We start from the raw sequence: 12,899 nt of genomic DNA on the forward strand, positions 1-12,899 counted from the left end.
AAGCCCTAAGGTGAAAGTAGTAAACAATTTTAAACACACTGAAAAATTGAGACTAAAATTATGAAACGTCCATGCCAAAGCGCTTTTGACATACAGGGGGATAATTATCCCAGCAGGGTAAGTTCCATATGGCAAAAAAAAAACAAATTATAATCATATGAAAAAGTTAATCAATATATTCTTGGTAACCGTTGTTTTACTTCATACCGCTTGCACGGATGAATTAAATCAATATCCGAATGTTGAAGAAACCTCAAAAACGGTTTATTCGGATCCGGCTAATTATATTTCGGCACTGGCTAAATGTTATTCTTCATTTGTTACGGCCGGTCAGGAAAAAGGAGGGGGTGATGCAGATCTTAGCAGTAATAATGGCTACGATTATATGCGTTGTTATTTTAATGTACAGGAGGCTGGAACAGATGAACTGGGCTCAACCTGGATAGAAGGGGATAATATTGGTGATGTAAGCTTTTTAAGCTGGGATGCCAATGATCCTTGGGTGGCCGATATGTATTACAGATGTTATTATTCAATATCACTTTGCAATGAGTTCCTGAAGAATGCTACAGATAGTAAAATTTCGGCTTTCACCGAAGAGGAGCAGGCGGAAATTAAATCATACCGCGAAGAAGCAAGATTTCTTCGGGCTATGGCTTACTCTCATGCAATGGATTTGTTTCATGATGTTCCTTTTGCCGATGAATCGGTAATTGGCAGTTCTAAATTGCCTGAAGAGATAAAGGCAGCTAAGTTATTTAATTTTTTGGTTACCGAATTAAAAGATTGCAGCGAAGGCATGCTTGATGTAGATGCGTGTGAATATGGACATGCTCCCCGGGCAGCCGCCTGGATGTTGTTATCAAGATTGTACCTGAATGCCGAAGTATATGATGCCGGAGTAAAAAACGATTCTTGTATGATTTACAGCCAAAAGGTGATTGATGAAGGTTATGCTTTGGAATCTGATTATGGCAAATTGTTTAATGCTGATAATCATTTGCGTGTGGGGAGAGGTAATGAAATAATTTTCCCCTTGGTTGTTGATGGAACAAGTGTATTGTCATGGGGAGCCACTACTTATTTGGTTTGCGGGGAAGTGGATACGGACTATGGTGCAGCGGCTTCAGAGGTAGGTTGTATGCTTGCCTGGAGTATGTTCCGCATCAGGGGCGAAGTTCCTGCACTTTTTGATCTGGAGAATGACAACAGAGCCATGTTTTATACCGAAGGACAAAATCAGTACATGGATAATGGCATAGACGATAGAACCGGAGGTTACTTTGTTCAAAAATGGAGCAATTTAACCGATGCAGGAGAGCCGGCGACCAATACTACCAGCGATGGAGTAAACACCGATTTCCCAATGTTTCGTTTGGCTGACGCATATTTGATGTATGCCGAGTCAGCGGTTCGTTCAGGGACGAATATAACGACTGCATTAAGCTATGTAAATGATGTAAGAAGTCACAGAAATGCAGCTATAGTGAGCGAAAGTGAATTGATTGCAACTACCGACGGTATTCCTTACAAATTTTTCCTTGATGAACGAGCCAGAGAGCTTTATTGGGAGTGTGTTCGCAGAACTGATTTGGTGCGTTTTGGATGTTTTACCAGCAGTAAATACATCTGGCAATGGAAAGGTGGCGTTAAAGATGGAAAGGCTGTGGATAATAAGTACAATATCTATCCAATTCCAAGTGCCGAGCTTTCTGCCAACCCAAATTTATCTAACGGTGATTATTAAAAAACAGAATAAGTTATGAAGAAATTAATCATATTTCTGGCGGTATGTTGCTCAGTATTATTTACTGCCTGCGAAAAAGATGGGGATGAGATTTTCGTTTCCGGGCTGAATTCATCAACGCTTCTAACAAGTGAATCTGATATTGTTCTATCTCAGGAAACCAAGGATGCACCTATGTTGGCTTTAAGCTGGAACGAAAGTGAGCTTAGTATTAGTAGTGCGGTAGTAAGTATACCTGATAATATCCCATCTGTTGCAATTGAGGTTTCTGCAACTCAGGATTTTAAAACTTATGAAACCATAAAGCCAGAGAGCAATATCTACTCTTTTACTGGAGGTGAATTGAATACCATGGCAAAGAATTTTGCTTATACTCCGGATGTCAGTACTCCTATGTATTTCAGAGTCAATTTGGCTTATGGCGATAATACAGATCCTTATTACAGCAATGTGATTGCTGTCAATATCACCAGCTACACTATTGATATGTCAAAAGGTTTTGTGCTTGATGCAGATAAGATGGAGACTGGTTTTGTATTGTATGCTCCTGAAAGTAATGGAGAATATTCTGGTTTTATTGGAACTACTGCATGGAGCAATTGGTTTTTAAAAGAAGGAGACGGAAGTATTTGGGGCAATGAAGGTGCTGATGGTAAAGAATTTTTGATGTCATCGGATGAAAGTACTATGTGGAATTTCTGGTATCCGGGTTTTGGTGGATGTTATTATACAACAGCAAGCACATCATCAAAGGAATGGACAGCAACCTATATTCCTAACCTGACTGTAAGCGGTGATGTAACTGCTGAAATGACTTTTGTAAAATCAGAAGTGAAATGGTATGTGTCAGTAAGCACCGCAACAGATAATGCAGTGGTGAAAATCAGCTGTTCTGATGCTAAACTCTATAATTTCTCAACAGGTACGAGTGATGATGCCACTATCAGCAAAGAGATTGGTTTTGCTGCAGATGCCAATGGAGGACTGACCTTTGATATGTTGGCCACATCTGCCGGCGATATTACTTTTGGAGCTGCCGGCGATTACACTTTAACCTTTTATTTGGCTGACCCGGCCAACTTGCATTATGAGATTACTTCCGGTAAAACCGATGAGATGGCACCTCTTAGCAGCTATTTGTATCTTCCCGGTGTTGATGATGGAATTTCAGGATCCTGGACATTCGATAACTACCTGCGTTTATTGAGCGAAGAGGACTCAACCTTTGCAGGAGTTATAAATGTCAATTCGCTATGGGGATATAATATGTCTCTTGAAAAAGACAATTGGGATGATGTATATAAAATGGGTGATACCGAAGGAACATTGGTATTTAAAGGTGCCAATAATATCACTGCGCCGGATCCGGGCTTGTATTTAATTCAGACCGATTTGAAAAACCTGACTTACAATCATACCGAAGTAACCAGCTTAAGTTATGCAGGCTTTAATGATGATTGGAGTCTGGTACAGATGACACCTGAAGAGGTTGATGGAGTCTACTCAGGTAGTGTAATGATTAATGCCACCTCCGAATATGGAGCTAAATTATATTTAAATGGTGGATGGGATTATTTTTATGGTGGTGAAAGCGGAAACCTAAGTTTGGGAGCCGATGGCATTACAGATGATGCTTCTATAGCAACAGGAACTTACGACTTGATTGCCAACATCAAAAATCAAACCTATGTATTTTTAGGCGATGAGGTTTATATCACCGGGCTAAATGATGTTTGGGACTTTACCTCAGTGGTATTAACGAAAGCAACTGCCGGAGTATATACAGGTACAGCAATCATTAGTGCAGATTCACCTTATGGAATGGCCATTCATTTGGATCAGTCGTGGAACCGTTATTATGGAGGTTCTTTTGACTCTATGAGTTATTTGGGGGCTAACATGACAGAGGTTCAAAGTCTGGCAAACGGAACATATAATATAACTGTAGATTTTATTCACAATACCTGTTCTTTTGAAGTGCAGTAATAATGAAAATGAGGTATTCTGTTTGTTTTTTACAATTCAGACAAAGTTAGAATACCTCTGTTTTTTAACTAAACAGATATTCCAACAATGAAAATTCAAAAAATTACAATATTGCTGTTCAGTTTTATTTTTCTTTTTGTCTCATGTGATAATAATGATGACAACAAGCCTTTGCCGGAGAAACCAGTTGTAGAGGATATGAGTGGTTTTGCCAAAGGTGCCGATGTGAGTTGGTTAACCGAGATGGAGAGTGCTGGTATCTTATTTTACAATGCAGAAGGAAACAAAACGGAATGCATGAGTTTGTTAAAAAGTTTGGGGATGAATTCCATTCGTTTACGGGTTTGGGTGAATCCAACCGATGGATGGTGCAATAAAACCGATATGCTGATTAAGGCCAAACGGGCCAACGATTTAGGAATGCGTATTTTGGTTGATTTCCATTACAGCGACTCATGGGCCGACCCTTCCAAACAAAGCAAGCCTGCAAGTTGGGAAAATCTGTCTTTCGACGATTTGTGCCTTGCCGTAAAAGATCATACCACTGAAGTATTAACTGCACTTAACAACTGGGGGATTAGTCCGGAATGGGTTCAGGTAGGCAACGAAACTGGTAATGGCATGCTTTGGAGCGATGGAAAAGCAGATGAAAATATGGCACAGTATGCAAGTCTTACCAATTATGGATACGATGCTGTAAAAGCTGTTTTCCCGGAGGCAAAAGTTGTTGTACATCTGCAGGAGGGAAATAAGAATTCAAAATTCAGATGGTTGTTTGACGGTTTGAAAAATAATGGCGGAAAATGGGATGTGATTGGAATGTCCTTGTATCCTGAGTCGGACACCTGGCAAAACATGAACGACGATTTAATCAGCAATATCAATGACATGGTCAGTCGCTATGCTTGCGAGATTATGATTTGCGAGACAGGCATGAACTGGGACGGAGAGGATGCAGCATATAACTTTCTTTCAGATCTGATTACAAGAACCAAAGCTATTGATAGTTGTTTAGGGGTTTTTTATTGGGAACCACAATGTTACAATGGATGGAAAGAATATCAAAAGGGAGCTTTTGATGAGGCTGGCTATCCAACAAAAGCGATGGATGCTTTTAGCAGATAATATAGAATGTAATTTTTCATTCTGCTATTTTTTTATCAATTAGAAAGAAGTGACTAGCTCTAAATAAAAGAGTTCTCTTTCCTATTGATTTATTTATAGTAGAACGAATAGATGTAAAACAAAAAAGACTGTAAATCAATGGATTTACAGTCTTTTGGTTTAGAATGAATTCTTGGGGAAAGGGAGATTTTTATTACTTGAGTTTTACCTCATTAAGTAGATTGTACCGGTTTTTTTCCAGTATCGTCCATCAGAATAGCTTCCTTCTAATTCCCATATGTAATTGCCTTCAGGTACATTTTTTCCGTCCCAACCTGTTTTCTGAATTTCAGAATTGTCATTGCTGCTATAAACAACTTTTCCCCAGTTATTGTATATTCTAATTGTTAATTTTGATAGCCCTGTGCCGTACACAAGGAATCTGTCATTGTTACCATCTTTATTTGGAGAGAATAAAGTAGGAATGAAGATCTCGTTGTTTACATGAACGCTAATATTTTTCTGGTCTGACTGACAGCCAAATTCAGAATAGCCAATTACTGAGAATATTGTATTTTCTGGAATGCTGGCTATTGGAGAATTGCTTGAAGGGTCATTTAATGGTAATTCCGGAGTCCATTCGTAAGTGTTTGCACCTTTTGCCCAAAGCTTGAATTCTTGCTTAGCGCCCACAATAGTGTCGGACTTTACAGTGATGATTGGTGTTTGATGCACGTTGACTTTTATCTTATCTGTTAAGTTTTCGCAATTGTGTGTGGAAACAACTAATTGATATTCTGTACTTGTTAAAGGCGTTGCTGTTGGGTTGGCAATGTTAGGATTGTTAAGTCCTGTTGAAGGAATCCATAAATATTTATAATCCCTAAGACTATTTTGAGCTGTAGGATTGCCGCCAAGTTCTAATGATTCTCCAGCACAGATCGATTTGTCTAATCCGGCATCTATGCTGCTAATAGGATTTATGTTGTATTTAGTTGTATCTCGATCCTCGCAGCTATTTAAGTCAGTAATTTTTAATACAAATTCAGTAGACTGAAGCACCTTAAACTTTGGGTGTAATTCTTCAGAGACGAAAGTGTTGTTGGATGAAGTCCAAGTGTATTTGTATGGTGATGTTCCACCTTCAGCCATTGCATCCGATCCAAGTGCAATTTCAGAACCTTCGCAAATTAGGGTGTCTTTTCCCGCGTAAGCTGATGGAAGGGAGTAAGGATGGAGTGCAAATTTCTGTTCTGATGAACATCCTTCTTTATTTTCCACTTTTAAATAAAACTCATATTCATTGTCGACTTTATAAATGAATTTATTGGTGTTTTCAAATAGTAAATTTTTATTTTTATTCAACCATTCTGTTTTATAGTAGTCACTTGTTTGAATTGTGATTTGTTGGTTTTTACAAGTAAAATAATTGTCTTTTAAATCAATTACAGGAAGTTCGTGTACAAATATAAAACTTGTGTCTTTTGCAATACAGCCGTATTCTGATTGTACTTCAAAAATCAAGGAATCTTTTTCGGTAGTAAGGATATTGTAGTTCAGATTATTACTAAGTATTTTGTTTTGGAATGTTTTCCATGTCCGGATAGTGCCATTTGTTATGGGATGTAAGCTTATGCTTTCACCGTAACATGAGTATGTTTCATTATTTAATTCAATTATCGGGTTTTCATGATAAAAAATATTAATTGTATCGTACACAATACCTCCGTAATTTTTGTTCAATTTCACCCAAACGGTATCATCGGTAGTAAGTGATAGAGAAATTTTGTTTGTATTGCTTGCAATTTCACCTTTACTTTTTGAATACCAGTTTGCGGTGTAATTGCCATCAGGAATTGATAGTTGAATTTGTTCTCCGGGGCAAACATTTAGATCTTCCCCTAAACTTATTGGGGCATTAATGAAAAATGTATGTGAATCAGATAATTCAGAAATATTGCCGGCAATGTCAACACTCTGTAAAGCCCAATAATATTTGCCTTCAGAGAGATTCGTCAACTCGATAGTTGTGCCTGACAGTTCATTTTGTGAAGTCAATAAATTTTCGCCTGTAGTTAGATTACTATAAAAAGGGTAGAATTCAGATTTGTCGGCTGTGGTTCCAAGTTTTAATCTGTATTGAAGACTGCTTGGGGCAGATGTATCATCACTGCCTTTGTTCCAATTTAAAGATACATTAGGATAACTTGTTACTGAATTCAATAAGGTTGGAGGGGCAGGGTTTTCGTATGAGAAACTGAAATTGTTAGTATAGAAAAGAGATTTAGGGCCTTCGGGGATTTGCGTGCCGGAAATGAATATATCGGCTTTACCATCACTATTAAAGTCTGTAATGGACAGGCAACCTGCAAACACATTTGGAAACACGATATTAGAATTAGAAAGTAGACCGTTGTTGTTGACATACAGCACGGTTTTAGGGCTTGTATTGTTAATACCTCCCATGCTGATCAAATCTAAATCTTCATCACCATCATAGTCCAGCCATTCTAAATCGCAGCCACCAAGTGGAACAGATAAGTTTTGAGAAAACTGTAAAGTTCCTTTATTATTTGTGTATACTCTTGATTGATAGTTTTCACCATCATATCCAGCAATTACAAGGTCAGGGAATCCGTCATTATTGATGTCGCCCCATTTTGAATCGCCCTCTGTTACACCATCCAGTTCAATTACTTTATGGAAACCAATGCCTTTTTCATTTCGATATAAATAACATATCCTGCTGGCGCCTTCCGATTTTCCTGCGATTAGAAGATCTGTCCATCCATCTTTGTCGTAATCAATTGATGTTGTATTTCCTGAATAAATACTTGCCAGGTTGTATTCCTGTGGATAAAAACTTTCATTTTTGTTGTTTATATATGTTTTTGTAATGATTTGATTTTTATCATTCAAACCTGACAAAATCAGATCAAGAAACCCATCATTGTTAAAATCTAACCAGGTATGGCTGCTAAGGTTGACATCTTCGAATGAAGTTGTCATTTTTACATATGAGTTTCCGTTGATATTTTTAAACAGGAGAGTGTGTTTATTACCATTCTTGTCAATTCCGGTATAAAATAAATCAAGGTAGTTATCATTGTTAAAATCCAATAAGGAGAGAGAACCATTACTAAGAGGTATTAATTCGGGAACAATCATTTGAGAAAAGTGATCATTGTTATTGATATATATGCTGGTTACATACTTATCAGGTTGTTCACCCATTAATACTAAATCTTGGCGCCCATCGTGATTGATGTCACCCCAAACACATTTGCTATTACTCAAATTTGGAATGTTGGTGAAAACTTTCTCCTGAAATTGAGCCAGACACAAATTAAAACAGAGGCAAACTATGGGGATTAAAAATATTTTTTTCATTTTTTACTATTCAGGAATGGGAAGAACTAGTATTCTTCGTTTGTAATTTTGTAGTCAGGATGTTGTAAAAACCAATCGCGGCATATTTGAAGAGCTTCGGTATAATCATTCGTGTCTATATCTCCGCTATCACTTATTTTAAGAGGAAAGTCTTTTATTACAGGAGCCAGATATTCCATGATTCTGTATCCGCATACGATCATCTCTGTCGATTCTGCATTGGAAGATTCACAGTTTTTTTCATTGCTGTTTAATAACCGGATTAAAAAATCAAAAGCTTCTCTCTGATGTGTATAGATAAGATCAGGAACGTAATCATAAACTAAATCATCATTTACCTCCATCATCTTAATTTGTTTCATGCAGAATTCCATTGCCGCAAGATCTCCAATTCTTGCCAGTGCCAGTTTGGCTGCCCAGTATGGTTCATTGCTTTTGATAATTCCAGATGACAGCAGTTCTGTAATACTTTTTAGAGTAGAGTCAGGATTAACATATCCAGCTAACCTGATTAGTTCTTGATAGTAAGGGGGCGTCAGGTAAAGTAATTCCAGAATTTTGTTTCGGGCCTTATCGTTATAGCTTTTTTTAGCGTAATCTTTCAGTAAATCGCTTACAATACCGCAGGTGCCGGAGTTTGAGTCATTAAATCCTTTTAACAGGAAATTAACCACATCCTGTTTAAGGAGAGTGTTTGTGTCATTTTTAGTTAGTTTATGGGCAATAAGATAAGCGTATTTTCGAACTGCGTCAATTGAATCAATTCTGTATACTTCTAAATCATTTAAGATTTCAAGCTTATTTGTGCTAAAATCACTTGGCGTATTATGATATGAATCAGGATTTGATATTACATCCTTAAAGAAGGATTGTATCCCTTTTCTGTTTAACTCCTGTGTAAATGAGGCGTTTGAGAAAAATAATACAACAATACTACATGTAATTAACTTAAAAATTGATTTCATGATTTTATTTTGAAAATTATGTTCGAATATAGACAAATAAAATAAAATTGGAGAATAACTTCATGATATTATCCTCTTCCATATGTTAGAATGCATTTAAATTAATCATAGTTGTATTTTGTTTTAATGTGATTTTACTATTTAAAAGATTCGTTTTAAAAAGGTTTGTAAATTGCATAAAATAATTCTGTTTTGTATGTATGTCCTTATTTGTAAGGGGTATTGGTTGATTTATTTTGTTGTGTGGTGGTTGTTAAATGTATTAATTTACGAAGCTTTTGAAGATGTATTTTTTCACTTGTGTCAACATAAAAGAATATTAAAAATCTAATTTGCTTGTTAATTAGGATATTTATTTTAAGGCTGATAAAATTGAGTGTTATTTAAGAAATATTAACAAAAAATATTGTGTATTAACATATTAGTGTTTATTATTGTTGGCCGAATAATGTAACATATAAAATTTAATAGTTTTAGGGTATTTCAACCTGTTACGGTTAATTTCCTGAGCTAGAGTATTAGATAAAATAGTAATCCAGAATGAGAGGGAAAATAATTTTATTGGTTTTTATTGTCGTGTCATTTCACCTCAAGGCTCAAAAAATACCCTTGGTTAACTATACAGAATCTCCATTGCAATACAATCCTTCAGCTATTGTCGGGTTACCGTATGCAAAAGTAAGTTTCTACAATCGCATTCAGAAAATCAAATCAGGTTCTGGTTTCACAACCTCTTTGGTTACTGGTGTTTTGCCGGTTTTAAATGATAAGAAACGAGGCCATTTGGGCGCTGTAGGGGTGTCGTTTATGTCTGATGATTTATCGTCTAATGATTTGCTGAAGGAAGAGAGTTTTGCCGTTTCTTTGGCCTATAAGTTGAAAGTGTCGGATCAATTAAATTTAGGTTTGGGTATTTCCTGGAATGTGCTTCAGCGTTTTTTTGATAATGATGGTTTTACAACGGGCAGTCAGTATGTTTTAGGAGAAGGTTTTAGTTCAAGTTTAGCCATTAATGAAAATTTTCAGGATATATCAGACGGATATTCTTCATGGAACTCCGGAATTCGACTTGAAAAAATAGATCGGAACAACGCTGTTAACTATTTTCTTAGTGCTTCTATAGCGAATTTAAATAGACCTGTTTACACTTCCGGGAACGATCAAAAAGAGAAGCTTTCTTATCAATATGGTCTTCAGTTTGGGTACAATTTTTTATTAGGGAATGAATTAAGTCTGTTAGCAGATGGTGATTTGAGATTTCAGGATGAGAATGAGTGGTTAAATCTTGGTTTGGATATGAGATATTATTGGAAGAATTCCAACGGAGGTTTTTTTAAGGAAGGAAGTGTTGCTTTAATTCCCCGGTATGTTGTGGACAAAGTCTACGCACTTGCTTTAGAGTTTTCGCAATCCTTTTATTCAATAAGAGTTGGCCGTACAATTACATCTTCAAAAATAAATTCTAATTACATGACAAGCAATGAAGTGATGCTTTCGTTGAATAAGAATTTTAGTCGGGAAAAGAAATCCGGCTTCTCTGATAAGATAAAAAATGCAAGTGGACTTGTACGTAAAAAGAAGGAGGAGTTTGTTTGGGACGATGAGTACTGGGATTATTCAACCGTTGATCAGCACAAAATTATAGATAAGAGTTTGAAGAAGTTTATTGACTCTTTGATTGAACGGATGCAAAAACATAAAAATTCAATTGTTCATATACATGTCTTTACCGATATGATGGTAAATGATGCGAAGAATCTGGAAGTATCTGTTCATAGGGCTGAAATTATTTCCGATTATTTCGAGCAACAGGGAATTGCAGGAAACAGAGTGGATTATTTTGGGGAAGGAAACTCCAATCCTGTTGTTGCCAATGCATATGGTCAGGAAAGATTAAAGAACAGACGAATCAAATTTATTATTTATCGGTAAGAAATGAATAAAGGGGTTCACGATATAATAAGTTTGAGGAGAAATAGAGATCAGAGAACCCGGATATTTGCCCGGATCTTGTGTTTCCTGTTTATTCAGTTAAGTTCATTTCTTGTTGTTTGTGCTCAGGATGTTGAGCAAGTAATCAATGCAAAAAAGATTGGTGTTTCGGGTAGTATCTCAGCCAATAATGTTAATTATTCGGCAATAGGGGTTAAGCGCAACAGAGACGCACATACGTTTTATGCTACGGGCAGTTTGAATTTGTCACTGTTTGAACAGTGGTCAATTCCTTTAAATTTCACCTATTCAAATCAGGATGTAGAATTATCGCATGGAGTTAGTTTTAACCAGATAGGAATATCTCCAACTTACAAGTGGGTGAAGCTGCATGCGGGTTATTCAGCCATGAGTTTCTCGCCTTATAGTTTAAGCGGACATAGTTTTTTAGGAGTAGGGCTTGAGCTGACTCCACCAATAAAACTAAGCGCCAGCCTTATGTTTGGAAGGCTTCGGAAAGCGGAAGAACCAGTAGGTACGGAAAAGGAAACATTGTTCTCCTACAAAAGGATGGGCTACGGTTTAAAGCTAAATTACAAAGACAAGGGGGATGATTTGAGTGTTATTGCATTTGGGGCTAAGGATGATGAGAATTCAGTAAAGCTTATTCCAGACAACACCGAAATCACACCCATGGAAAACCTGGTATTGGGAGTGAATGTTCGTAAAAATCTGTTCAGTAAAATATTTGTTGGTGTTGAATATACCAATAGTATGCTGACGCAGGATAAAAGACTTGAAAACAGGGGCGAAAAGAATACCGGTGTATTCGTACTTACCAATGGCATTATGAACGCCAACTCATCCAGTTCTGTTTATACCGCTATCAAAACTGATGTATCCTATCAAAGTCAGGATTTTTCTGTGTCGATGTTGTACGAAAGGGTTGATCCGGAGTACCAAACATTGGGAGCCTATTATTTTACCAATGATATGGAGAATATATCAGTGACAACTGCCAAACAGTTTTTAAAGGGACACTTAAATATTTCTGCAAATGCCGGTTTGCAAAGGAATGATCTGAAAAACGAAAAAAAATCAAGAATGAATAATGTGGTGGGAGCGGTAAATGTTGGAATACAAACGGGAGCCAAAACGAACCTGAATTTATCCTACTCAAACTATAGTTCTTTCACGAATATCCGATCCGATTTCGAAGATATAAACGAAGTGAATCAGCAACAGGTTTATGATACCCTCGATTTTACCCAGGTTTCTCAGAATATGTCTCTTACTCTGTCGCAGGTTTTGGGTGATGTGAAAAATGCAGATGCCAGACAAAATTTAAATGTTAATCTGAATGTGCAAATGGCTTCGGAAAAACAGGAAGGGCAGAATAAAAAGCCTGGAAATAAATTCTACAGCACCGGAATAACGCATAGTATTAGTTGGAAAAACAGTGGAGTTTCTTTGTCCTCTTCAATAAATGGGAATTACAACGATATGGAATCGGGTGATGCTTTAACTCTTGGGCCAACACTGAGTTTGTCCAAAAGGTTTAAAAAGAATTTGAGAAGTTCGGTGAGCGGATCCTGGAACAGATCTTATCAGAACGGCGATTTTGCAAATCGGATTTATGTGATTCGGTGCAATAATTCTTATGCAGTAAAGAAACATAGTTTTACTCTTAGCATGAATTATATGAATAGGCACGAAGAGAAAAAATATGCAGAGTTCACACTTAGTATGGGTTACAATTACAGTTTTTAAACAAA

7 protein-coding genes are annotated in these 12,899 nt (G+C 36.8%); 5 read left to right on the forward strand and 2 right to left on the reverse strand.

Translation table 11 applies throughout. From position 1 onward, the window contains the following. Window positions 1-157: 157 nt before the first annotated feature. The 3 genes from QUH73_RS16890 (at window position 158) to QUH73_RS16900 (ending at window position 4,858) form a co-directional block, all read left to right on the forward strand. The gene (locus QUH73_RS16890; RefSeq protein ID WP_289531615.1) at window positions 158-1,747 is read left to right on the forward strand and encodes a RagB/SusD family nutrient uptake outer membrane protein; all 1,590 of its coding nucleotides are present in this window, start codon (window positions 158-160) and stop codon (window positions 1,745-1,747) included. 15 nt (window positions 1,748-1,762) lie between these two features. Continuing rightward, window positions 1,763-3,733 carry a DUF5114 domain-containing protein gene (locus tag QUH73_RS16895; protein ID WP_289531616.1) on the forward strand — a complete coding sequence of 657 codons (1,971 nt, stop codon included), beginning with the start codon at window positions 1,763-1,765 and terminating at the stop codon, window positions 3,731-3,733. A gap of 87 nt (window positions 3,734-3,820) precedes the next feature. Continuing rightward, entirely contained in the window at window positions 3,821-4,858 is a 1,038-nt protein-coding gene (locus tag QUH73_RS16900) for a glycoside hydrolase family 53 protein (RefSeq protein ID WP_289531617.1), read from the forward strand. Window positions 4,859-5,062: 204 nt separating this feature from the next. Here QUH73_RS16900 and QUH73_RS16905 read toward each other — a convergent pair whose 3' ends face one another. Next, window positions 5,063-8,227: an FG-GAP-like repeat-containing protein gene (locus QUH73_RS16905; RefSeq protein WP_289531618.1), complete on the reverse strand. Its 3,165-nt coding sequence runs from the start codon at window positions 8,225-8,227 to the stop codon at window positions 5,063-5,065. Window positions 8,228-8,253: 26 nt separating this feature from the next. Then, entirely contained in the window at window positions 8,254-9,192 is a 939-nt protein-coding gene (locus tag QUH73_RS16910) for a hypothetical protein (protein ID WP_289531619.1), read from the reverse strand. A gap of 540 nt (window positions 9,193-9,732) precedes the next feature. Here QUH73_RS16910 and QUH73_RS16915 point away from each other — a divergent pair. Together QUH73_RS16915 and QUH73_RS16920 are read left to right on the forward strand one after the other, a co-directional pair. Beyond that, complete coding sequence (locus tag QUH73_RS16915) at window positions 9,733-11,124, forward strand: PorP/SprF family type IX secretion system membrane protein (RefSeq protein WP_289531620.1); 1,392 nt, start codon at window positions 9,733-9,735, stop codon at window positions 11,122-11,124. Between the two features lie 3 nt (window positions 11,125-11,127). After that, a complete protein-coding gene (locus QUH73_RS16920; RefSeq protein WP_289531621.1) occupies window positions 11,128-12,894 on the forward strand; it encodes a hypothetical protein in 1,767 nt (588 codons plus the stop codon). Window positions 12,895-12,899: the final 5 nt, after the last annotated feature.

Origin of the sequence: Labilibaculum sp. K2S, assembly GCF_030372765.1 — a bacterium.
GTDB lineage: Bacteria > Bacteroidota > Bacteroidia > Bacteroidales > Marinifilaceae > Labilibaculum.

Bases quoted from the DNA above. Each gene is read 5' to 3' on its own strand.
- QUH73_RS16890 (WP_289531615.1), top strand. From the start codon at position 158: ATGAAAAAGTTAATCAATATATTCTTGGTAACCGTTGTTTTACTTCAT.
- QUH73_RS16895 (WP_289531616.1), top strand. From the start codon at position 1,763: ATGAAGAAATTAATCATATTTCTGGCGGTATGTTGCTCAGTATTATTT.
- QUH73_RS16900 (WP_289531617.1), top strand. From the start codon at position 3,821: ATGAAAATTCAAAAAATTACAATATTGCTGTTCAGTTTTATTTTTCTT.
- QUH73_RS16905 (WP_289531618.1), bottom strand. From the start codon at position 8,227: ATGAAAAAAATATTTTTAATCCCCATAGTTTGCCTCTGTTTTAATTTG.
- QUH73_RS16910 (WP_289531619.1), bottom strand. From the start codon at position 9,192: ATGAAATCAATTTTTAAGTTAATTACATGTAGTATTGTTGTATTATTT.
- QUH73_RS16915 (WP_289531620.1), top strand. From the start codon at position 9,733: ATGAGAGGGAAAATAATTTTATTGGTTTTTATTGTCGTGTCATTTCAC.
- QUH73_RS16920 (WP_289531621.1), top strand. From the start codon at position 11,128: ATGAATAAAGGGGTTCACGATATAATAAGTTTGAGGAGAAATAGAGAT.